General features: G+C 43.0%; 21 protein-coding genes. 18 read left to right on the plus strand and 3 right to left on the minus strand.

Annotated elements, in window-relative coordinates:
• Window positions 1-87: 87 nt before the first annotated feature.
• Entirely contained in the window at window positions 88-1071 is a 984-nt protein-coding gene (locus AWH66_RS08150) for a hypothetical protein (RefSeq protein WP_063605354.1), read from the minus strand.
• A 148-nt stretch (window positions 1072-1219) separates the two neighbouring features.
• Here AWH66_RS08150 and AWH66_RS08155 point away from each other — a divergent pair, with 148 nt between their 5' ends.
• The 11 genes from AWH66_RS08155 (at window position 1220) to AWH66_RS08205 (ending at window position 15060) form a co-directional block, all read left to right on the plus strand.
• The gene (locus tag AWH66_RS08155) at window positions 1220-2446 is read left to right on the plus strand and encodes a PP2C family protein-serine/threonine phosphatase (RefSeq protein WP_063605353.1); all 1227 of its coding nucleotides are present in this window, start codon (window positions 1220-1222) and stop codon (window positions 2444-2446) included.
• A 10-nt stretch (window positions 2447-2456) separates the two neighbouring features.
• Window positions 2457-2789: an STAS domain-containing protein gene (locus tag AWH66_RS08160; protein WP_006070671.1), complete on the plus strand. Its 333-nt coding sequence runs from the start codon at window positions 2457-2459 to the stop codon at window positions 2787-2789.
• A gap of 29 nt (window positions 2790-2818) precedes the next feature.
• The gene (locus AWH66_RS08165; protein WP_063605352.1) at window positions 2819-3943 is read left to right on the plus strand and encodes a nucleotidyltransferase family protein; all 1125 of its coding nucleotides are present in this window, start codon (window positions 2819-2821) and stop codon (window positions 3941-3943) included.
• An 11-nt stretch (window positions 3944-3954) separates the two neighbouring features.
• Window positions 3955-4407 carry an ATP-binding protein gene (locus tag AWH66_RS08170; RefSeq protein ID WP_063605351.1) on the plus strand — a complete coding sequence of 151 codons (453 nt, stop codon included), beginning with the start codon at window positions 3955-3957 and terminating at the stop codon, window positions 4405-4407.
• Between the two features lie 9 nt (window positions 4408-4416).
• Window positions 4417-6573 (plus strand): glycoside hydrolase family 2 protein, encoded by a 2157-nt coding sequence (locus tag AWH66_RS08175; RefSeq protein ID WP_063605350.1) that lies wholly within the window; start codon window positions 4417-4419, stop codon window positions 6571-6573.
• 90 nt (window positions 6574-6663) lie between these two features.
• Window positions 6664-8523, plus strand: a complete 1860-nt coding sequence (locus tag AWH66_RS08180) for a glycosyltransferase family 2 protein (protein ID WP_063605349.1) — start codon at window positions 6664-6666, stop codon at window positions 8521-8523.
• Window positions 8513-9829 (plus strand): DUF3131 domain-containing protein, encoded by a 1317-nt coding sequence (locus AWH66_RS08185; protein WP_063605348.1) that lies wholly within the window; start codon window positions 8513-8515, stop codon window positions 9827-9829. The genes AWH66_RS08180 and AWH66_RS08185 overlap by 11 nt, the downstream gene beginning before the upstream one ends.
• 27 nt (window positions 9830-9856) lie before the next feature.
• The gene (locus AWH66_RS08190; RefSeq protein WP_063605347.1) at window positions 9857-11266 is read left to right on the plus strand and encodes a DUF3131 domain-containing protein; all 1410 of its coding nucleotides are present in this window, start codon (window positions 9857-9859) and stop codon (window positions 11264-11266) included.
• Between the two features lie 11 nt (window positions 11267-11277).
• On the plus strand, window positions 11278-12669 hold the full coding sequence (locus tag AWH66_RS08195; protein WP_063605346.1) for a DUF3131 domain-containing protein: 1392 nt from the start codon (window positions 11278-11280) through the stop codon (window positions 12667-12669).
• A complete protein-coding gene (locus AWH66_RS08200) occupies window positions 12656-13654 on the plus strand; it encodes a hypothetical protein (protein WP_063605345.1) in 999 nt (332 codons plus the stop codon). The genes AWH66_RS08195 and AWH66_RS08200 overlap by 14 nt, the downstream gene beginning before the upstream one ends.
• Window positions 13655-13782: 128 nt before the next feature.
• Window positions 13783-15060, plus strand: a complete 1278-nt coding sequence (locus AWH66_RS08205; RefSeq protein WP_063605344.1) for a glycosyltransferase — start codon at window positions 13783-13785, stop codon at window positions 15058-15060.
• Between the two features lie 54 nt (window positions 15061-15114).
• Here AWH66_RS08205 and AWH66_RS08210 read toward each other — a convergent pair whose 3' ends face one another.
• Window positions 15115-15306: a hypothetical protein gene (locus AWH66_RS08210; RefSeq protein WP_063605343.1), complete on the minus strand. Its 192-nt coding sequence runs from the start codon at window positions 15304-15306 to the stop codon at window positions 15115-15117.
• 347 nt (window positions 15307-15653) lie between these two features.
• Between AWH66_RS08210 and thrS the strand changes: the two genes are divergently transcribed.
• The 4 genes from thrS (at window position 15654) to rplT (ending at window position 18841) form a co-directional block, all read left to right on the plus strand.
• A complete protein-coding gene (gene thrS / locus AWH66_RS08215; protein ID WP_031494507.1) occupies window positions 15654-17579 on the plus strand; it encodes a threonine--tRNA ligase in 1926 nt (641 codons plus the stop codon).
• Window positions 17580-17582: 3 nt separating this feature from the next.
• Entirely contained in the window at window positions 17583-18134 is a 552-nt protein-coding gene (gene infC, locus AWH66_RS08220; protein WP_083399971.1) for a translation initiation factor IF-3, read from the plus strand.
• A gap of 117 nt (window positions 18135-18251) precedes the next feature.
• Window positions 18252-18446: a 50S ribosomal protein L35 gene (gene rpmI / locus AWH66_RS08225; protein ID WP_004401085.1), complete on the plus strand. Its 195-nt coding sequence runs from the start codon at window positions 18252-18254 to the stop codon at window positions 18444-18446.
• A gap of 41 nt (window positions 18447-18487) precedes the next feature.
• Window positions 18488-18841 (plus strand): 50S ribosomal protein L20, encoded by a 354-nt coding sequence (gene rplT / locus AWH66_RS08230; RefSeq protein WP_004401084.1) that lies wholly within the window; start codon window positions 18488-18490, stop codon window positions 18839-18841.
• A 51-nt stretch (window positions 18842-18892) separates the two neighbouring features.
• Here rplT and AWH66_RS08235 read toward each other — a convergent pair whose 3' ends face one another.
• Window positions 18893-19858 (minus strand): integron integrase, encoded by a 966-nt coding sequence (locus AWH66_RS08235; RefSeq protein ID WP_083399972.1) that lies wholly within the window; start codon window positions 19856-19858, stop codon window positions 18893-18895.
• 234 nt (window positions 19859-20092) lie between these two features.
• On the opposite strand from AWH66_RS08235, the gene AWH66_RS08240 reads away from it, so the two are divergent.
• From AWH66_RS08240 to AWH66_RS08250, 3 genes are all read left to right on the plus strand, one after another.
• The gene (locus AWH66_RS08240; protein WP_063605342.1) at window positions 20093-20704 is read left to right on the plus strand and encodes a hypothetical protein; all 612 of its coding nucleotides are present in this window, start codon (window positions 20093-20095) and stop codon (window positions 20702-20704) included.
• A gap of 129 nt (window positions 20705-20833) precedes the next feature.
• A complete protein-coding gene (locus AWH66_RS08245) occupies window positions 20834-21631 on the plus strand; it encodes a DUF3800 domain-containing protein (RefSeq protein WP_063605341.1) in 798 nt (265 codons plus the stop codon).
• Between the two features lie 145 nt (window positions 21632-21776).
• Window positions 21777-22307 (plus strand): GIY-YIG nuclease family protein, encoded by a 531-nt coding sequence (locus tag AWH66_RS08250; protein WP_083399973.1) that lies wholly within the window; start codon window positions 21777-21779, stop codon window positions 22305-22307.
• Window positions 22308-22471 lie beyond the last annotated feature (164 nt).

A 22471-nucleotide genomic window follows, 5' to 3' on the forward strand; every position in this document is an offset into this window, starting at 1 on the left:
CAAATAGAAGGGCAAGCAGTCAGAGCCTCACAAGGAAATGTGCTTTATAAGAAATAGGATCTTTTTTAGCACATTTCTACAAAATTTCTAAAAGGCGAAGGAGTAAGCAAGAGTAATGGAGCCATCAAGGAAACGGCCTGTTCCTTCTGCGGCATTACTTGGGTTCCAACGGTTACCAGAGTAGTTGTTGTATTGCAAAGTAATCGTTCCTGGTCGCCAATCAAAATAGCCGAACCCATAGGTATAATCTGGATTCCACGGCTGCTGTTGCGATTTGTCAAAGTAGTAGAAGGCGGTGGCGTTAACGTACCAGTTACCAAAAATGGCGTATTTACATCCAAGGGATGCAGTTCTTTGATGTGCCTTATAACTGGAGGAGGCTAGATCGAAGTAGGAAGGCGTCCAATTGTAGTCGACTTGACATCCAATGCTCCCGTCGTCGGAAACTCGAGTCCATTCTAGTAGCTTTCCGGTAATTGGAAACTTCCATCCAAGCGATACTGTACCCTCATCAAAATTGGTTCTTGAGCCGCCTGGTTCAGGAGAAAAACGATTCCCACCGTAATTGGAATACAAAAGACTAAAAGTGTAAGGACGCCAATCGCTATAACCAAAAACATAGGTAAAGTCTGGGTTCCACGTTTGTTGCTGATCTTTATCGAAATAGTAATAAAGAGTGCCAGAGGCAAACCAGTTGCCAATTAATACATATTTCAACGATAAATTTGCTGTGTAATTGACATTGGAAGGGCCATTTGTTGCGCCAGAAGGCAAGTTGGCATCTTGGGTTTGAATTAATGGCAAGTTAAGTGAAAAGTTACCACTTAGTCCTGATAACCCTTCTCGGTCTTTTAGTTCACCAAATGGCAGTTCGAAGGAGCTTTCTACGCCTCGCCAAATTAAGTCTAATTCACTGTCTTCATCTTTATTATTGATGGAGTTGTCACTATTGGTCAGGTTTGGGGAAATAGGCGCAGGCGCATGCTCGCGTGTATTTGATAGATATTCATCACCAAAACACAACGAGGAAAATGTGATGGTTGATAAGCCAATAATGACGTATTTCTTCATTTATTATTGCGTCCTTGCAAGCCGTAGTCCTATCTTCAGATATACAACCTTGCTCTAAGGTAAAGAAAAGCAAAATAATTTTTTGTTTTTTCGTTCTCAGTTTCTATTCTAGTAAATAATGCTTCATAAGTGAGACGGAATCTCGTAAATGACACAAAAAGAGTTCAAAGACGCAGCAGAATCTAAAGAAGTTTTATTGGTGGAAGACAATAAAACCACGCAGATTCTAATGAGCTCACTTCTTAAGAAGAAGGGGTATAGTGTCACTGTAGCCAGTCATGGTTATGAAGCCTTAGAAATATTGCAGAAAAGCGAACATATTCAATTCGTATTGAGTGATTGGGTTATGCCTAAAATGGATGGTGTTCAATTGTGCCAAGCTCTAAAATCGACAGATTACAATCGCTATATATTCTTCGTTTTATTATCTGCTAAAGATGATAATGACTCGATTGTCAGCGGGATTAATGCAGGTGCTGATGATTTTGTTGCCAAAAATACGGCTATAGACGAACTAGATGCGCGTATTCGAGCTGGCTTTAGAAATTTAAACCTTCATAACGAATTACTCAAAAAGAATCAGGCACTTGATAATGCGTATGCCACCATCCGACAAGACTTAGACGCGGCAGGCGATTTTATTCGTCAATTACTACCAACGAAAGTTGAATTCAACAACGTGTTGATGAATTACACATCAATTCCGAGTGCGCAGATTGGCGGTGATATTTTGGGTTATTTCGAACTCGACGAGCAGCATATTGGTTTCTATTTATTAGACGTGTCGGGACATGGGGTATCTTCTGCATTGTTGTCCTTCTCCGTTCAGCAAACGCTGTCTATCGCAAGTGGTCCAAACTCAGTGGTTTATAAGCAATCGTCCTCAGGAAAAGTAATTCGCCGAACTGATGAGGTAGTGGCGAAACTAAATAACATATATAGCCAAGATGATTCAAACCCCCTTTATTTTACTATGGTATACGCCGTATTGAACCAGGCAACTGGGCAGCTCGATTATTGCATTGCTGGTCATCCGCCAATTGTGTGGTATCAGCATGAAACGCAGTCTACGGAATTTCTTGGAGAGGATAACTTTGTTGTCGGTATGTTTGATTTTGCAGACTACAAGCAAAAGTCGGTGACGCTTGGTCCTAGCGATGAGGTTTGGATTTATACCGATGGCATCACTGAAGCTAGATTTGAAGGTGAGTTTTACACCGAAGAAAGGTTAAAAGAAAGGATACAACACCATGCTGCTACAGACTTTGAAAACAAACCGAATGCCATTGTGTCAGAGGTGAGAGAGTGGCAAAAGAGTGACGTTTTTGACGATGATATCAGTATGTTAGTTTGTAAATGGGTACCAAACCAATAGGAAAATTACTATGAATTATGAAGTGTCGAACAACGACCTGTTTACGGTTGTAGAAGTACAAGAATCGCGTTTTGACGCTAAGTTGGCTCCAACGTTTAGACAATCTATGGAAGATATTCAGGGCGATATTAAACCTAATTTGTTGCTTGATCTATCGAATGTAAATTTCATGGATAGTAGTGGCCTAGGAGCTGTAATGGCGGTTTATAAGCTCCTTCGAGATAGGCAAATTGCTATTGTTGGCGCTAAACAACCTGTTAGAGATCTATTGAAGTTGACCCGAATGGATAGGCTAGTAAAAACCTATGACACGGTTGAGGATGCAATGACGGCATCGGTTTAAGTGGTAATTCTTAGGCTAGGGGATAGGCAATGAAAGGCATGATATTGGCGGCAGGTAAGGGGACTCGAGTTAGACCCATCACTCAGCAGATACCTAAACCTATGATTCCGATATTGGGCAAACCTGTAATGGAATCAATGATTGAGTTATTCGCTCAACACAATATTACTAAGATTGTCATTAATACGAGTCACTTGGCTGAGGTAATAGAAGACTATTTCGGCGATGGCCACCATTTTGATGTACAGCTTTCTTACTCTTGTGAGGGAGAGCTTAAAGACGGCAAGTTTGAAAGCAAAGCCCTAGGTTCGGCTGGGGGGATGAAACGTATTCAAGAGTTTTCAGGATTCTTTGATGAGACGTTTGTCGTGGTGTGTGGTGATGCGTGGATTGACCTTGATTTGAAAGAGGCGGTTCGCAAGCATAAAAAATGCGGAGGTATTGCGACCATTATAACCAAACGAGTGCTTGAAGAAGAAGTCGAAAAATATGGTGTTGTGGTAACGGCCGATAAAGGTTTGGTGCAAAGTTTTCAGGAAAAGCCCGCTCGCGAAGATGCGCTGTCTAATCTTGCCAATACAGGTATTTACATCTTTGAACCCGCTATTTTCGACTATATTCCTAGCGACCAAGAGTTTGATATTGGTAGTGAGTTATTCCCTAAACTCGTAGAGAAACATGTGCCTTTTTACGCTGTTGAAATGAACTTTCAGTGGTTGGATGTCGGTAACATCAAGGATATTTGGGGTGTTACCAAGGATGTATTGAGTGGCAAAGTTCCTGGTTATAGAGTGCCGGGCACGCAAGTGAAAGCGGGTATCTGGCTTGGGATTAACACTCAAGTCAATCTTGAAAAATGCAATATTGTTCCGCCAGTTGTTATTGGTAGTGGATGCCAAATTAAGGAGGGTGCGACCATCACTGGCCCCGCTTTGATTGGCGCAAACTGTCAAGTGGACGCCAATGCGACAATAAAACATTCTCTGGTGTTTGATTACACGCAAATTCATAACAATGCTGTTGTCGAGGAACAGACTATCTTTGGTGATTATGGCATAGGACATGACGGTGAGGTTGAGGATAAAACTCAGTGGACTAACCTGCGCCCACATCCTGCTTTGAATCGTTTAGCCGATGTGATTAATAAAATGTGATGGGAGAAAGCATGGTTGATAGCAATGTATTTACTCGCACTTATGAAAGCTCACTTATTACGTCAAGAAGCGTTGCCAATGACCTGAAGGCATTTTGGTCTCAACAAGCGGTTAAAAACAGTGTTATTGATGAATTAGAGCTGTGCGTGGTTGAGCTGGTAAATAACGCTTTTGAGCATGCTTATAAAAAGCGTGACGGTGAAGTTATAGAAATTGTATGCACTTTGACAGATTCAACGATCACCGTCGATATCACCAATTTCGGGGAAGGAATGTCTCAAGATGATTTTGCGTCTGCGCTTGAGGCCGATTTTATTGAGCCGGATGCGGACGATCCTAATACGTGGGTAACGTCAGGCAGAGGCTTTATTATTCTTGCGGCCTTAGTTGATAAAGTCGAACTAACTCTCGATGACAACCGCAATACTTTCCATTTAATTAAGTCATATGACTCGCTGGCATAGGTGGCTGGGATGTGGCGTTGGATTGCAAAACTAAGTATCGGAATACTATTAGTAGGCTGCACGTCTAACGAGTTAGCACACACTGATGCCACCCAGTTTTTGAATGGCTATTGGGATTTTAAAAAGCTTAGTTCCGAAAATGCAGAGCAAACGAGTATCGCAGTTCCATCAAATTGGTACAGTTCAGGCGTAGAGTATTCAGGTAGCGCCTTGTACCAGACCAACTTCGATGTCAGCAATTATGACTCATCAAAGCGTTACTGGCTCAAGTTTGATGCTGTCGATTATCAAGCACGAGTTGCACTCAACAATATTCCTTTCACACCTCATAGCGGATATTTCGCCCCCTTTGATTACGAAGTCACTAATGTTATCAAATCCAACGAAAATCAACTCTCTGTGGTGGTAACGAGCGAAAATGACCAGAAAGTAGAAGATTGGTCTCTCAACAAGAAAGAGATTAAGGGTGTTTTAAATCATCATGACACTCGGCCTGGAGGAGCGTGGTCTGATAGAGGGCAAGAGGCTAACTCTGGAGGGATATGGGGAAGCGTAACTCTTGAGAGAACAGGTCCGGTAGCGATAAGAGCACTTAAATTTGTTCCTGAGATAAGTCGTGATGGAAAGACGACAGGGCAACTTAAACTGACTTTAAATAGCAGCATTACCGCTGACGCAACCATTGTTATCACACTGCAACGTCATGACACAGATCGACCTGAAGCGACGATTGAGCGCTACGAATTTACTCGCTCGGTAAACATAGGGAAATCGGACATCCTTTGGACAATTCCTAGTATGAAGAGGGATCTGTGGTGGCCATATGATTGGGGAAAGCCAACATTATACGACCTCAGCGTTGAAGTATTCGAAGGTGAAAGAGTTTTGTCTCATCAACGCTCTGAAAAAATAGGCTTTCGACGTTTTGAATATTCAGAGGACAACCAACATTTCTACGTAAATTTCCAACCTTATTTTATTCGTGGGACTAATTATATTGGGAGTCAGTGGCTAGGCGAAATGGGGGGGGAAGAGTATGAACGTGACTTGATGCTGATGCGAGAAGCCAACATCAATAGTGTTCGAGTGCACGCTCATGTTGCAGGTAAGCGTTTTTATGATAAAGCAGATGAGCTCGGTCTAATTGTTTGGCAAGACTTCCCATTGCAATGGGGCTATGAGGATTCAATTGGTTTGGTCGCAGAAGCGGAATCTCAGGCTAGAGATATGACCGATATGTTATACAACCATCCTTCTATCGCATTTTGGAGCGCTCACAATGAACCGCCGTGGGATGCAACGTGGATGAAATATAAGTACCAAAGTTATCAATCTGACCATAATTTGGAACTTACTAAAGCCGTTTATGAGGCTTTAAAAGCAACGGGTGACCATCGTATTGCAAGAGAAGCGTCTTATACCCATGAGCATCCATGGTTTGGGTGGTATTCAGGTCATTACAAGGACTACCATAAAATTGTAGGTCCGCCCATCATCAGTGAGTTTGGTGCACAGTCTTTCCCTGAGGCCGACGTTGTGGAAACAATATTGGAAGGCGATTCTAACTGGCCACTCAATAAAGCGCAGCTTGACAAGCTCTCTTATCATAATTATCAACACCATGAAACGCTCAATATTGCAGGAGTAGAAATAGGGGACTCTCTTAATAACTATATTGTTAATACCCAGCAATACCAAAGACAAGTGAATAAATACGCTGCTGAGCAACTTAGATTGAAAAAAAATAAAGGCATCGCTGCAATCTATCAATTTATGTTTGTCGATAGTTGGCAAGCCGTAACATGGGCAATTCTTGATGCAGAACGAAACCCTAAACCCGCCTATTTTGCAATTAAAGAGTCATTTCAGCCTATTTTAGCGATTGCTAGTGTAAATGATGACAAGTCGTCTAAGATTATAAATATCAGTGTAATCAATGACTCAAGAAGCGAATTTTCAAAAGCAACCGTGTCGATCGAATGTTTCGATAATAACAATGAACTCAATTTGTGTTGGGAACAAAGCGACGTAATCATCGCTTCAAATTCGATTTCTGACATTGCTTCAGTTCCGCTAAATATGGTGGGTTCAGAGTTTGTGATTGATATTAAGTCAAGGGATGGAGAAGTGATATCCAGTAATCACTATTCCAAAGGAGATTACTAATGTGCAGAGAGTTAAATGATAGGTGGTTTTAAATCGACACATTAGAGTTAATAAGTAGGAAATTTCATTTTCTATAGGGAAGCTAGGCAAATGGACAACTATTTTCAAAAGTATGAACATCGAGTGCCGCCGGAACCTGTACCTCACAGTATACCGAGAGAGTTGCTGTATCAATATTTAGCGACGTGTAATTTAACGTTAGGTGTTTGGTACCTGTGGTGGCGTTGGACTTACGCTCTGAACATGGATGCATTGTGGTTTTCACTTCCATTGGCTTTTGCAGAATCTTGTGCATTTATCGGCTCTATACTGTTTACGTTTAACTTATGGAAAACTAAAGATGAACCTAAGAAAGAGCCACCATCAAATATCAATCAATGTGTTAAAGACTCGGCTGAGGACAGACCATTAGCGGTTGATGTGTTTTTCCCAAGCTATGACGAAGAGCCTGACCTCGTCAGGCTGAGTATTGAAGACGCCCAACGAATTACTTATCCCCATGACATCGAAATGAAAATTTTCATTCTTGATGATGGTAAGCGGGAGTCGATGAAGGCACTTGCAGAGGAGATGAATGTTGGATACATCACTCGCGAGGGAAATGTGGGGTTCAAAGCCGGTAACCTGAGAAATGCCATGGAACAGACTTATGGTGATTTCGTGGTTATCTGTGATGCTGACACTAGGCCACTACCTACGATTCTAGAGAATACGCTAGGTTATTTCCGAGACCCAAATGTGGCTTGGGTCCAGACACCACAATGGTTCTTTGATTTACCAGAAGGAGTTCGTCTTCCGGTCTGGCTGGAGCGTAAATTTGGTAAAGCTGCCGCCGCTCTTGGCAAAGGAGTCGAAAAGTTTTACGGGCCAGTGACCTTTGGCCAGGATCCTTTTGTCAATGATCCGCAAATGTTCTATGACGTTATTCAACGTCGTCGCAACTGGGTAAACGCGTCATTTTGTTGTGGTGCAGGCTCGATTCATAGACGCGAGGCGGTAATGGAAGCAGCGCTAAGAGCATACGCTGAACAGATCACCAAAGAGCAGCAAGATGTTGAAAAACAGATACGAAAACTAACTAAGGAAAAAGAGGTTGATCAGTCGATTTCAGACAACCTTAGAAATGAGATTTTATTTGATACGGAATTTACACCATACAAATTCCACGTATCAGAGGATTTGTACACTTCGATTGTTCTTCATTCAGATACAGAACGAAACTGGCGTTCGGTAATGCATCCGAGAGTAGAAAGTAAAATGCTGTCACCGCAAGATTTGCAAACTTGGACCGTTCAGCGTTTTAAGTACTCTGGTGGTTCCATCGATATCTTTATGAACGACAACCCGATTTTTAGGAAGGGCTTGAGCTTTAAACAAAAACTGATGTATGGCGCGAGTTTCTGGTCTAACTTATCGGCAGTCTGGAACATCATTTTCCTCGCTTGTCCAATTATCTATTTTCTTACCTCAATCGCACCCGTTAGTGCTTATGATGTGACCTTTTATTTACATTTCTTGCCGTACATCTTAACTGCGGAAATCGCGATGATGGTGGGCACTTGGGGTGTGGCTGGCTACAAAGGTAAGACGAATTTCTTGTCATTTTTCCCAGTTAATTTGCGTGCGCTGTGGACAGTGCTACGCGGACGCAAAATCAGCTTCCCAACCACACCAAAAGAAAGACAAACAGGTAATTTTGCCAAACTTGTATTGCCTCAAATGGTGGTGTTTGGCTTAAGTCTCTTCGCTATTTTTTATGCTTGGGTCGGTTACTACACGGGCTCTTGGGGTGAATATTCCGGTGGCGGTCTAGTGTTCAACACATTCTGGATTCTCAATAACATGTTAGCTATGTGGGGAATGATAGCTGCCGCTTTTTGGGAGCCTCCAAAAGAAGAAGAAAACAAAGAAGAAGTCACCAGCACAGAGGATTTAAAGTATGAAGTTTAAAGACGCATTATTGGCTGCAAGGCACCACGTTGTTTTCATTCTTGGTCTGTGTACTGCGTTGGTCATCGCTTTCAATATAGAGACGCGAGACTACGGAAAGGTGTTAGGCAATATCACTTTTGAAGCTCATGAAGAAATCCCACTAAAGGAAAATCGAGTGTTATCTCATGAGGAGTTTACTTGGGCGAATACAGCATGGCGTTACTTTGAAAACAACTACCAAGATAATACTGGTTTGGTGAATTCCGTTGATGGTTATCCGTCGACGACCATGTGGGATACTGCCTCGTATTTAATGGGGCTAATTGCCGCGGAAAAGATCAATGTGATCACCGATGAAGTGTTTGAAATGCGAATGCAGAAAGCGTTGCGTTCACTTGCTAGACTTCCACTGGTTGAGGGTAAGTTACCGAACAAAGCTTACAACACACAAACGCTTGCTATGGTGGATTATCAAAACAACCCAAGTCCAGAGGGAATTGGGTGGTCTGCTATTGATATTGGCAGGATATTAGTGCCACTCAATATCTTGATTTGGCAATATCCCAACTTCAACGCCGATGTAAACAACATTCTGAATCATTGGAAGATTGGCGAAATGCTCATCGATGGATATCTATATGGTTCTAGACCGAGTGAGCAAGGCGGTTTTGAGTTAGTGCAAGAAGGGCGTATTGGTTATGAAGAATATGCGTCTAAATCTCTGTTCCTGATGGGGCGAGATGTATTTAACTCTATGAAATACATTGATTATCTAGACTTGATTGATATTTACGGTATTGAAATCCCAACCGATAAACGCGATCCAGCCAAGTTCCATGCTCATAACTATGTGGTTAGCGAGTCTTACATTCTTGATGGGCTAGAGTTTGGTTCTGACAGCGTCTCGAAAATCTTCGCGCACCGTGTGTTTAGTGCTCAAGAGCGCAGGTATGATGATACTGGTGTGGTTACTGCAGTAAGTGAAGATAACGTCGATGAGCCACCTTATTTCGTTTACAACACGGTTTTTTCTGACGGTAAAGAATGGAACGCAATTTCAGATGATGGTAAAGACCAGTCACACCTAAAAACCCTATCTACCAAGGCTGCGTTTGGTTGGTACGCCTTGTATGAGAATGAATACACGGATTTGTTAATTAGTGAGGTATCGCCCTTGTTCTCAGAAACCAAAGGGTGGTACTCGGGTCGTTATGAAGTTGATGGGCGACCTAACAGAGCAATTACCGCGAACACCAATGGCATTGTTTTAGAGTCGCTGGCCTACATAGAAAACGGACCATTATTAAGCGTAGGCGCAAAATAAGGACAAGGTTGTATTAGGGAGAATAACATGCGCTATTTGACAACGTTATGTGTTGCGCTTGCAGTGGCTGGCTGTGGTAATAAATATAATCAGTTTTCCGACGATATTGTCGAACGTAAAAGTCATTGGAGCATTCCGCAGGCTCGACAAGGAGAGCTTACCGAAAAAGAAATGGATATGGCTCGTATTGCTTGGAAGTACTTCGAGAATAATTATCAAGAGCCAACAGGTCTGGTGAATGCGGTAAATAACTACCCATCGGTCACGTGGTGGGATGCGGCGTCCTACCTAGCAGGGATGGTGAGTGCGTACGAGTTAGGAATTATTGAGAAAGAGGAAATGGACCGTCGATTGATTGCCTTTATTGGGACGTTAAATCGATTGGACCTATTCCGTGGCGAGTTACCTAACAAGGCTTATAACACGCAAACTGCTGCCAAAGTGGACTACGGTAACCAACCAGGGGAAATCGGCTATTCTGCCCTCGATTTAGGTCGATTGCTCATCTGGTTATATATCGTCAAACATCGTTATCCAGAGTATGCGACCGGTATCGACCAAGCGATTCTGAGATGGAATTTCTGTAACGTCGTTGATGAGAACGGCACTATGTTTGGTGCGTTGCTTGAGAAAGACAAGCCTGTTCAGTATCTGCAAGAGGGCAGATTGGGTTATGAAGAGTATGCTGCCAAAGGGTTCCAACTCTGGGGGTTTGATACCAGTCAAGCCTCTGACCCAGAGCCTTATGCCACCATCAATTTGTATGGTTATGACGTCCCTTACGATACCCGAGACCCTAGAAAGCTCAAAGCTCATAGTTACGTCGTAACGGAGAGCTATGTTTTAGATGGCATTGAGCTAGGGTGGGACTTGACCGACGATAGGACAGGGCATAACTACAACTATACCAATGAATGGATGGCTGAGTTCGCCTTGCAAATTTATCGTGTACAAGAGGAGCGATATAAGCAAACCGGTATTATCACTGCGCGTACTGAGCACCAACTAGCAGGGCCCCCATACTTTGTTTATGACACCATTTATACCGACGGCTTTGCTTGGAATACTATTTCTGAAAATGGCGAATATCTACCACAGTTCTCAGCTGTAGCAGTAAAAGGTGCGATGGGGATGTGGGTATTATGGGATACAGAGTATACCGATCTGCTGTTTGAGCATATTTCTCACCTTTACGATAGAGAGAAAGGGTTTTACGAGGGTATTTTCGAGAATGGTACCGGTCGTATCAATACCTTCACTTCGAACAATAATGGTATCACCCTAGAAATTCTGCTCTATAAACAACAAGGAAAATTACTCAAGTATCATGAAGAAATAGCACCGAGTTTGTGGGAAAAAGCACTGGAATCACCTTTTGGTTATGAGGGGCAGTGTTTGCCACGCGAGAACTATAAAAAGAAGAAAAATAAGTCTTAGGGGCGCATAGAATGCAAAGGCTGGTTGTTTTGCTTTTAGCTCTGCCTCTACTTTATGCCTGTGGAACCATTGTTCAAGGTGTAAGTTCTGGTGTTGAAGCAATCAATACGTCTCAGACATTTCGTCAGGGACGTTACGGTAAGCTAACTGAACAAGAGTTGGCCTGGGCAAGTACCGCCTGGAAATATATTGAGAACAACACCCAGCTTCAAACTGGATTAGTTAATGGCATCGACAACTACCCATCGACCAATATGTCAGGCATTGCCGATTATCTATTCGCCTTGTTAGCAGCGAAAGAGTTCGAGTTCATCTCAACCAAACAATACGATGAACGACTCACCTTGGTACTGACTTTTCTCAATGACATGAACTTGAGTATCGGACAAGTTCCGCACAAGGTTTATCACACCCAGACGGGACAGAAAGTGGATTACGGTTTGCAACCAGGTGATATTGGGTGGTCCTCGTTAGATACTGGGCGTTTACTTATTGCACTCGCCATCGTTAAACAATTCTCTCCGGAATTTACCGAGTACATTGATAAAGCGGTATTGCGCTGGAACTTCTGTGAACTTATCAATGAAGATGGTGAGTTGTTCGGCGGTGCGATATATGGCGGCAATGTGACTCGATACAAAGAAGGGCGTTTAGGTGTCGAAGAATATACCTCTTATGGCTATTTAGATTGGCAAGTTGTGCCTTATAAAGCGATGCGAATTGATCCTTATGATGTCGCGACTATTTATGGCATCGATCTGCTTTTTGATGGCAGAGACCCCAGAGACTTTGACGTCCTAAGGCCCGTCTATAGCACCCCTTATTTGTGGATGGGGCTAGAGTTTAATTGGGACCAGATTTCAGATTCCAGCTCCAACGATGCGAATCATTCTGACCTGGTAATGTCGGCGATGGCAGACTCTCTCTATTTAGTGCAAGAGGCGCGTTGGGATGTAGATAGAATCTATACCGCGCGAGGTGACCACGTAGTAGCGGGTGACCCTTATTTTGTTTATGACGCAGTCTATGCATTGGGTACCCCATGGATTACGTTAGCCGAAGATGGAAGCTCCCATGACTTGCTTGCTTTGGTATCGACTCGTGTGGCTTTTCAAATGTGGGCGCTTTGGAAGACCGACTATACCGACCGCTTGATGGTACTCGTGCGCGAACTCTATGACCCGCAACGTGGTTGGTATGAAGGTCGTTATGAAAGAAACAGCAAGTACGAAAAGAGCATCACGCTTAAGACCAATGCAGGGGTTCTAGAAGCCTTGCTGTACAAGCAGAATGGAAAACTCTATCAACCATCGGGAACACGAGAATACCGAGACGTACAGTTTGACTCACGTTTCTATCATCCTGGTAAGTGTTTAGTGGAGACGTTTGATGACTACAATTAGATTTCTGCTGTTGGTATTACTGCTTTCCTTTACCATCTCTACCAGCGCGCGGGTTCAAGAAGTCGAATTAAGGATGTTTAGTCAGCCGACTTTATTGGCTGGTAACGGTAGATTCAAACAAGCAGCGGAACAATATCATAGACTGAGTCTGCAAATACTGGCCTCGGAAGCAAAATTGGGCACTGAAAAGATGTGGCAATACGCGGGTCTTGCTGAGGCGTTAGCCACGGTGTGTGCCAACTTAGACAATGACCCGAAAGCGTATGAGTATTGGGCAAATAGTGTACGTTATTTACTGACAGGAGGGACGGAATGGTCTCAAATGCAGCAGTATCTTCATCAGAAAAACGAACAAGCGAATACTCTACTGCTAACCCAAATGCAGACTTTTGATGTTGCTGGAGGCTATGACCAATCGTGGGAGAATGACACAGCAGTCTTGCAAGTTTGGCAGGAAAAACTAAGTCTATTCACGTTCTCTGGACCCAAGATTGGTTTGAAGCCTACTCGAACGCAAACAAGCTTACCATCGAGTACACCTCCACCACCAGTGGCTACGCAGACTATTCCAGGGCAAAAAAAACTGAAAGGCATTGAATCGAATTTTTCACAATCTCAAGGTTTCGTGCCGACGTCGGCATCACAACCAAAAGAAACGCCTGAACGCATTAACAATGCTGCGCCAAAACCAACACCAGCGAATACACCTGTAACTAATCGTCACTTGATTCAAACTTCACCAGCGCCAGTTGAAAACGAGGCTACGATAATCGCGACGCCAATTGATGATTTCGATTACGAAGCCGCAGAACGAGATGAAATCAATGCCTTGGCTAACGAAGCTGATTTAGGCGACTTAGGCAATACGACGAATACGGAGCGACAAGTGCCCCGCGCGAATATCGGTGCAGAGAGCAGCTCCGGCGTTGAAGCCGTGCAAAGAAGGAGTTTTGCTCCAGTGCCTGTTGAACCACCCAATCAGTAAATCATGCTGTTCGATGTGGCTTGTTTGAGCGCGCTTAGACTACGCCGACGATGACTTGAGAACAATTATTTGAACTCAGTTACATAAATCCTAGTCTGCTTTTGTTTCCAACAACTAGGACAGGGATCATGGCTAGCAATAGAGACCTTCAGCAGGCAGCGGCACTTCTTCGAGATTCAAACGCGAATTTCGATCTTACTAACAATCACCAACAAAAGGATTTGTTGTTCTTAGCTGAGCAATTGGACTCATTAAGTAGTTTATCTGTTGGCGATTTAAAACAGTTAGCAATAGAAGAGCAAGCGCCTTTGGAGTATCGGCTAGCGGTTAAACTCGTCGCGTCAAAGCGCTATGTTCGAAAGATCACTACACCACTACGTATTGGCGTTGTCTTCGCGATGTGGGGTGAACATAACCGCTTAAATCCCAAAACAGAACAGAACCCCAACGGTGAAGATTCACTGAGGATGAAAGTGGAACAGCTGTCTTGGATAAGTGCGGACAGTTGTATTGATTGGCATTTATATCCAGTGGACGATGGATGCCCTCATGATAGTGCTGATATTGCGAAAGGCATCGTAAAGACCACAGAGCAGCCCAATAAGGTCACGGTGCTTAAACTGTCGGAACATTTGGATACAGATGATGGACCGTTAGCTAATCTACATAGTGTTGACGACTCTCGTAAAGGTGGAGCGATTGTGCTTGGCTGCCAAAAAGCCATAGATGAGGGTGCAGATGTCGTTGTGTATACCGATGCTGATAACTCAGTTCATTTAGGACAAATAGGATTGCTGCTAGAGCCTTACTTAGAACAGGCCAAACAAGTCGTTTTGGGTAATCGCAAGCACCCTGAATCGATTTTGGTCAAACAAGAAGAGCGTTGGGGTATCGGTATTAAGACCCTACGCCATATGCAGCGCATGATAGGGGATCAAATATTCTCTCAAGGTATCAAAGATACTCAGGCGGCATTTAAGCTTTATTCGCGTGATGCGTTGCAAGTTATCCTTCGTAATCCAACAGTGTATGATTTTTCATTTGATACCGATTGGATCTTGGCCGCGATGGAATACAACAAGCCGATTACGACCGTGCCATTTGCCTTTATTGATTCAGCAGCCGAGTCTGCCTCGGTTGTGCAAGGGCCAATGACAACGTGGTATACTCTATTAGAGGGGTTGGTTAAAGCGGCAAGGGCACGTCACGCGTCGTACAGTCGTGATATGGCGAACGTTTTTGATGAGGAGATTCATTCCCACAAAGATCTAGAACTGCTAATTGATATTCTGCCAAAACAGCTTGCCGAAGCCGATGACAAATCGTTGGGTGATCCTGCCATTATGTCGCCTAGCGAGGTTAGAGCTTGGATACAGCAAGCGAGATATGCTAAGGCGAGTTCGTGACTCACGGAGTGATGATGTTAAAAAGGAGGTATGATTGCCTCCTTTTTGCTTTTCTTATTCGACGACTTTCACGCCGGATATTCGAGTGCCATTAGCAAGCATAATGATGGCGGTGGAATCATCATGATTTTGGTCGAGTTGGTTTTCAACTTCGATGACTTCGCTGCCTAGTGATAAGTGTCCTTCACAATATACGGTAGAATGCCCATCTTGATTGAGTTTGACGTAATATTCTGAATGGTCCATAAGAAGTCCCTTTTTCCAACATACCTAATATATAGATTAGAAGCTATTGATGTGAAATCAAAGATTCACATAACGAGAATGAGGCTCCAACAGCAGGAATTTACGAGGTATGCCACGCAGTGGGAGAGAGGCGAGTTATCGTTGTTTTATTAAACATGTCACATTTCTGATTGTTATTTCTTGAGCTTTGTTTACAATGTTCGTTCGCTTTGGCTGGTGCATCCGTATTTGCATCAAAATAAGCAGATAACACAATGAAATCGCGGCAGTTTTCGCTTCACTGAAAATTGCTAACCAACAAAACATGTCTTGCTTGGTGTGCAAGACCACTGTAAATAGGATACTACATGCCTGTAATTACTCTTCCTGACGGTAGCCAACGTCAATTTGATAACCCTGTTTCTACAATGGATGTCGCTCTTTCAATCGGTCCTGGTCTTGCGAAAGCAACCATCGCTGGTCGTGTAGATGGCGAACGCGTAGATGCTTGTGATTTAATTGAAAACGATGCGAGCCTAGAAATCATCACGGCGAAAGACGAAGACGGTCTTGAAATTGTTCGCCACTCTTGTGCTCACTTACTTGGTCACGCTATTAAACAACTATACCCAGATGTGAAAATGGCAATCGGTCCTACGATCGACAATGGCTTTTACTACGATATCGATTTAGAACAGTCTCTTACAATGGAAGACGTTGAAAAAATCGAAAAACGTATGAAAGAGCTAGCAAAAACCAAGTATCAAGTTATCAAGAAAAAGGTTAGCTGGCAGGAAGCTCGTGACACATTTGAAAGTCGCGGCGAACCATACAAGATGGAAATCCTAGACGAGAACGTTTCTAAAGACGACCGTCCAGGGCTGTACCATCATGAAGAATACATTGATATGTGCCGTGGTCCTCATGTTCCTAACATGGGCTTCTGCCAACACTTCAAACTACTGAACGTGGCGGGCGCATATTGGCGTGGTAACAGTGACAACAAGATGCTTCAACGTATCTACGGTACTGCATTCCACGATAAAAAAGCGCTTAAAGCGCACTTGACGCGTCTAGAAGAAGCGGCAAAACGTGACCACCGTAAAATTGGTAAGCAGCTGGATCTATTCCACATGCAGCAAGAAGCGCCGGGCATGGTGTTCTGGCACCACAACGGCTGGTCTGTATTCCGTGACCTAGAAGTATTCATTCGTGAGAAACTGACTGAATACGGTTACCAAGAAGTAAAAGGTCCTCTAATGATGGACCGCGTTCTTTGGGAACGTTCTGGTCACTGGGACAAGTACGCAGACGCAATGTTCACAACTTCATCGGAAAACCGTGAATACGCGATTAAACCTATGAACTGCCCAGGTCACGTTCAAATCTTTAACCAAGGTCTGAAATCTTACCGTGATTTACCGCTACGTATGGCTGAGTTTGGCTCATGTCACCGTAACGAGCCATCTGGCGCACTACATGGTATTATGCGTGTCCGTGGCTTCACACAGGATGATGCACACATCTTCTGTACTGAAAGCCAGATCCAAGACGAAGTAACCTCTTGCATCAAGATGGTTTACGATACATACAACACGTTTGGTTTTGATAACATCGTGGTGAAACTGTCGACTCGTCCTGAGAAGCGTGTAGGTAGTGATGAAATCTGGGATCGCTCTGAAGAAGCATTAAAACAATCTCTTGAAGCAATGGAAATTCCATTCGAGATTCAAGAAGGTGAGGGTGCGTTCTACGGTCCTAAGATCGAATTTACTTTATATGATTGCCTAGATCGCGCATGGCAATGTGGTACAGTTCAGCTAGACTTCAATCTACCGGGTCGTCTAGGTGCTACATATGTGGATGAAAACAACGAACGTCAAGTTCCTGTTATGATTCACCGTGCAATCCTAGGTTCTCTTGAGCGTTTCATCGGTATTCTTATCGAAGAATACGCTGGCTTCTTCCCAACGTGGTTGTCGCCAGAACAAGCTGTTATCATGAATATCACTGACAAACAGTCTGATTATGTTCAAGAAGTAACACAAAAACTGCAAAAAAGTGGAATTAGAGCCAAAGCGGACTTGAGAAATGAGAAGATTGGCTTTAAAATCCGCGAACATACTTTGAAGCGTATCCCGTACATGCTTGTTTGTGGCGACCAAGAAATGGAAGCCGGAGAAATTGCAGTACGTACACGTAAGGGTAAGGACCTAGGCAAGTTTAAAGTGGATGACTTTATCTCATACATCCAAGCCGAGGTTTCTAGCCGTAAGCTCAATCTGGAGGAATAAGCTATTAAAGGCGGAAGACGTGGCCAACAACCGGCCAAACAAAACCAGCACCGTTTAAACGGTGAAATTCGCGGCGTTCGTGAAGTTCGTCTAACAGGCGCTGACGGTGAACCCGTTGGTATCGTTTCAATTAATGAAGCGCTTGAAGCAGCTGTTGAAGCTGGTATGGATCTCGTAGAGATCAGCCCTAACGCCGAGCCGCCAGTCTGTCGTGTGATGGACTACGGCAAGTTCCTCTTCGAGAAGAGCAAAGCTGCGAAAGAGCAGAAGAAGAAGCAAAAGCAGATTCAGATTAAGGAAGTAAAATTCCGTCCTGGAACTGATATTGGAGACTATCAGGTAAAACTACGCAACCTGACGCGTTTCCTAGAAGACGGCAACAAAGTGAAGGTAACAATTCGCTTCCGTGGCCGTGAAATGGCTCACCAAGACATTGGTGTCGACGTTCTAAATCGTCTGAAAGAAGATACTGTAGATTTAGCTGTAGTAGAATCTTTCCCGACTAGAATCGAAGGTCGCCAAATGATCATGGTATTGGCCCCTAAGAAGAAGTAATTAACGGCTTTACAAGTAAGAAAACCCTGCCGTTCCAGTTTTAAACGGAAAGCGGTAGGGTTTTGTTCGCCCTAATTACTATTGTTTAATCAACTCAACAATGCGGAGTTATTCATCATGCCTAAGATGAAAACCAACAAAGGTGCTGCTAAGCGTTTTAAGAAAACTGCTGGTGGTATTAAGTACAAGCACGCTACAAAACGTCACATTCTGACTAAGCGTACTACTAAGAACAAGCGTCAGCTTCGTCCAAATGCAATCCTTCCTAAGTGTGAAGTGGCTGCAGTTGTTCGTATGATGCCATACGCTTAATTCTTTTTAGTTTATCAATCGTTTAGTTTAGGAGAGACATAATGCCTCGCGTAAAACGTGGTGTACAAGCTCGTGCACGTCATAAGAAAGTTCTAAAACAAGCTAAAGGTTACTACGGTGCACGTTCACGTGTTTACCGCGTAGCTTTCCAAGCAGTTACTAAAGCTGGTCAATACGCTTACCGTGACCGTCGCAACAAGAAACGTCAATTCCGTCAACTGTGGATTGCACGTATCAACGCTGCATCTCGTCAAAATGGTCTATCTTACAGCCGTTTCATTAACGGTCTTAAGAAAGCATCTATCGAGATCGACCGTAAGATCCTTGCTGACATCGCGGTATTCGACAAAGCTGCATTCGCAGTTCTAGTTGAAAAAGCGAAAGCTGCTCTTTAATTAGCAGTTAGGTCTATGTAAAAGGGGAGCGAAAGCTCTCCTTTTTTGTATCTAAAGAATATTAGATAACGGACTCTTCACGCCACTCGCTCCTCGGTTAATGACATGGGTGTAGATCTGAGTCGTCTTAATGTCTGTATGCCCTAATTGCTCCTGCACTGTTCTAATATCTGCGCCACTTTCCAATAAGTGCGTCGCAAATGAATGTCGCAACGTGTGACAGCTAACCTGTTTTTCTACTCCCGCCTTTTTCACCGCAGATTTCAGAGCTTTTTGCACACTCGACTCATTAATATGGTGTCGACGAATTAAATTAGAAGTAGGGTCGATAGACAGCCGAGCAGAAGGGAACAGAAACTGCCAGTTGAGCTCCTTGTTAGAGTTTGGATATTTGGTCGCCAATGCATTGGGGAGCCACACGCCGGAATAGTCACTCTGCTTAACATCTTGCCTCCAAATGCTCTCAACGTGTTGCTGCTGTCGCCGTATCGCCGGGAATAGCTCTCTCGCTAACGTCACTACTCGATTCTTATTTCCTTTAGCTCGCCATATTCTCAACGCACCATAATCAAAGTCGATATCTTGATACCTGAGCCGAAGGCACTCCATAAGACGCAGTCCAGAGCCATACATGAGTTGGGCTGGTAATAAAAAGCTCGGGGGCATATTTTCAAGCACTTTGCTCACTTCCTTTACCGTCAGGACCGTGGGTAGCTTTTTGCTCTTATTAGATTTCTTAAAGCGCATATTGACGTCTATGGGGTCATGAAGGATATGTTTATATAAAAACACCAACGCGTTGAGTGCTTGATTCTGGGTACGCATGGCTAAGTTACGGCTAGTGATCAAATAGGAAAGAAAATCTTCCACCTCCGCAGTACCCATCTCCTTTGGATGCTTTTTGTCGTGATAAACAATGTACTGAAATATCCACGAGAGGTAGGCGTCTATTGTCCTTTCCGAATAGTGCCTCGCGCGCATAAAGTCACGAATGTAGTTCAAAAACGGGGATTTCATTACTTGCTCCGGTACTGTGTTTGTGTACAGTTCATGAGTCTAAGTAAGATTTGAGGACTTATACGGAAAATTTCCGCTTTTTGTGATGTGCAACAAAGCTAATAATACTTAATCTACTGATTTTCATACACTAATGATCTAACATGGTCAGATTCTATGTTTTTAGAAGGCGGTAGCGTGTACGGAAGTGCGGAAATAATCCGTCTATAAAGCGTTAACTACTAGGAGTATCAATTGGATTGTGTCGCAATATTTCAGATCGTTAAAGATATTGCCGTTGCGAGTGCGGCAGTGACAACTTCTGCGATTGCAATTATGGGATTAAAAAGTTGGAAGAGGGAGTTAAAAGGTAAAACAGAGTTTGAAGTCGCAAGGGCCCTGATATTAAGCACTTATAAATTGCGTGACGAATTGAAATATGCTCGTTCTCCTTGGGTTTCTGGTCATGAGTTTCCAGATGACTATCCGCAGAATCCTTCGATTAGAACTCCGCAAATTGAGGCTGAAGCTTATGCGTTTGTTTATGGTAATCGGTGGAAGCCAGTTTCAGTAGCCTTACAGGAGTTTGAAGCTCAAGCCTTAGAAGGCGAAGCGCTGTGGGGCGTGTCTAATAAAACCAAAACACAAGAATTGCGCCAATGCGTAAGAAACCTCCAAGTTTCTATCGAAGCATTCATAAATGACAAAGCTACGGGTGGTGAAAATTTTCGTGCCGATAGAGTGTTTGGGCAATCTGTTAAGGCCGATGTCTGGGGTACGGAAAACGACAATGTGCTGACTGATAAAATTAATGCTTCCATTGCCGCAATAGAAAAAGAAATTCGACCACACTTACAGCGCAGTTAACAAATTGCTTAAGAGTGACGGCTAACCTTTAGCATTTTTCGTTCGGTTTAGTTATGTGATTACGTGGCTTTGCTTGAGGCCAGTGGTTTAGCCACACCTTAGCAAGGCGTTATACAAATTAAGGGTAATATGAAAGCAATAGTAGCATTTGATGATACAGGCTCAGATCATTTAACAGCATCTCGTACATTAGAGCGTAATCGAAAAACGTATGTCGCAGTGGTAATGAGAACAAAGCATGCACGTAGACTAAGTGATCATTTTAAACGAATGCAGACTCGTATTAAAAAAGAATTTGGCTCATTTGAGTTGCACTTTGTTGATATAGTCAATGGAAACGGTGATTGGAAAGAAGTCGATTTTGAGTCACGTATCAAGTTATTTGAAGATATCTGTTCTACTTTTCCTAATATTGAGGTCCCATGCTTTGTTCAAACATGGAGTCCAAATCATTACGAAAAAAATAAAATGGTTCCTGAAAACCTTCCTGACTTTGAGGTATTCGATAAAACAAATTATGAGCATTTTGCGTTTTATGTATCACTTCTAAAGTCAGTTAAGTATGTTTGTTCAGAAAAATGGGTGCCGGCAAAATTTATATGTGATGAAGGGATGAGAAAGGCTGGCTCAAAAATTGAAATGAAGTTATTGCAGAATATTACTAAATCTTCTGCTATTCATTTTGAAAGCTCATCTGAAAATGTATATTTGCAAATCGCCGATTTAGCGGCCTATATCTATAATAGACACCAAAATTTTGCAGTAAAAGAGAACAAAGGTCCGATTGATAAGCGCATAATTATAGCAGCTCAAAACCTAGGCTTTAAGTATTCTGATACTGAAGTTGTGACTGGTCAACCCGATGATATTGATGTGGAATTATATGATTTTGTAACCACAATGAAGCACTCATCCGTGCATGGTTAGAATTTGTATAACAAACGGTTCAAGTGGATTCGTAACGCTCGGCACTTTTGGCGTCAACTTTGGCTTATGTGATTACGGTTTAAAAATTTAGTTCGGTGGTGCGTCACTCACCACTTAACCGAGCGTTATGTATTTTGGAGAAAGTATGTACAAAAATGAGCCAGTGAGACTAATAAAAGACTTATTTGATGGTCAGAAAATCCTACTACCAGAAGAGGCTGGAATTTATGTGTTTTGGTGGCTTGGTGATAAAGATCATTTGATGAATTCAAATAGAACTCAAGTATTAAAAGGGCCCGGTGAAAAGCCTGTAGCAATAACTTTTGAAGATTGGTGGCCTGATTATCTAGAGCACCCTTGTTTATATGTCGGAAAATCGACCAACATAAAGAAGAGGTTCTCACTTCATCTCAAGCGAGGAAGCAAAGGCCGTTTACATGCAATTCCAAGTTCTAACGAAAAGCAAAGGGCTGTCACGACGTCTTGTCAACTAAGGTATGGTATTGAGCATATTTTTCCTGAACATGAAGAACCTTTGGATCTGATTTCCTCAAATGTTGGCTTTTCGTATATGACTAAATTTTCGGGAGAAAACCCGACTATTGAGCGCTTTTTTACAGAAGACTTGTTAATTGGACAATATCGGCCTTGGTTCAATATTGACTCTGAGCGTTAAAAAATACATAACAAACTGTTCAAGAGTGATTCGCAACGCGTGGCATTTTTACTATGCGTTGCGTTTAGTGTTTAAGGTGGTCTGCGGTAGCTTCGGTATTGCGTTGCTCACATATATGGTCTCCCCCTGTTTTGCAAGTCAGTAGCATGATTAAAAGTGCAGGT

Source organism: Vibrio barjaei, from assembly GCF_001639065.2.
GTDB lineage: Bacteria > Pseudomonadota > Gammaproteobacteria > Enterobacterales > Vibrionaceae > Vibrio > Vibrio barjaei.

Bases quoted from the DNA above. Each gene is read 5' to 3' on its own strand.
- AWH66_RS08155 (WP_063605353.1), top strand. From the start codon at position 1,220: ATGACACAAAAAGAGTTCAAAGACGCAGCAGAATCTAAAGAAGTTTTA.
- AWH66_RS08250 (WP_083399973.1), top strand. From the start codon at position 21,777: ATGTACAAAAATGAGCCAGTGAGACTAATAAAAGACTTATTTGATGGT.
- AWH66_RS08195 (WP_063605346.1), top strand. From the start codon at position 11,278: ATGCAAAGGCTGGTTGTTTTGCTTTTAGCTCTGCCTCTACTTTATGCC.
- AWH66_RS08235 (WP_083399972.1), bottom strand. From the start codon at position 19,858: ATGAAATCCCCGTTTTTGAACTACATTCGTGACTTTATGCGCGCGAGG.
- AWH66_RS08160 (WP_006070671.1), top strand. From the start codon at position 2,457: ATGAATTATGAAGTGTCGAACAACGACCTGTTTACGGTTGTAGAAGTA.
- rpmI (WP_004401085.1), top strand. From the start codon at position 18,252: ATGCCTAAGATGAAAACCAACAAAGGTGCTGCTAAGCGTTTTAAGAAA.
- AWH66_RS08175 (WP_063605350.1), top strand. From the start codon at position 4,417: ATGTGGCGTTGGATTGCAAAACTAAGTATCGGAATACTATTAGTAGGC.
- AWH66_RS08200 (WP_063605345.1), top strand. From the start codon at position 12,656: ATGACTACAATTAGATTTCTGCTGTTGGTATTACTGCTTTCCTTTACC.
- AWH66_RS08245 (WP_063605341.1), top strand. From the start codon at position 20,834: ATGAAAGCAATAGTAGCATTTGATGATACAGGCTCAGATCATTTAACA.
- thrS (WP_031494507.1), top strand. From the start codon at position 15,654: ATGCCTGTAATTACTCTTCCTGACGGTAGCCAACGTCAATTTGATAAC.
- AWH66_RS08150 (WP_063605354.1), bottom strand. From the start codon at position 1,071: ATGAAGAAATACGTCATTATTGGCTTATCAACCATCACATTTTCCTCG.
- AWH66_RS08205 (WP_063605344.1), top strand. From the start codon at position 13,783: ATGGCTAGCAATAGAGACCTTCAGCAGGCAGCGGCACTTCTTCGAGAT.
- AWH66_RS08185 (WP_063605348.1), top strand. From the start codon at position 8,513: ATGAAGTTTAAAGACGCATTATTGGCTGCAAGGCACCACGTTGTTTTC.
- AWH66_RS08165 (WP_063605352.1), top strand. From the start codon at position 2,819: ATGAAAGGCATGATATTGGCGGCAGGTAAGGGGACTCGAGTTAGACCC.
- AWH66_RS08180 (WP_063605349.1), top strand. From the start codon at position 6,664: ATGGACAACTATTTTCAAAAGTATGAACATCGAGTGCCGCCGGAACCT.
- rplT (WP_004401084.1), top strand. From the start codon at position 18,488: ATGCCTCGCGTAAAACGTGGTGTACAAGCTCGTGCACGTCATAAGAAA.
- AWH66_RS08210 (WP_063605343.1), bottom strand. From the start codon at position 15,306: ATGGACCATTCAGAATATTACGTCAAACTCAATCAAGATGGGCATTCT.
- AWH66_RS08170 (WP_063605351.1), top strand. From the start codon at position 3,955: ATGGTTGATAGCAATGTATTTACTCGCACTTATGAAAGCTCACTTATT.
- AWH66_RS08190 (WP_063605347.1), top strand. From the start codon at position 9,857: ATGCGCTATTTGACAACGTTATGTGTTGCGCTTGCAGTGGCTGGCTGT.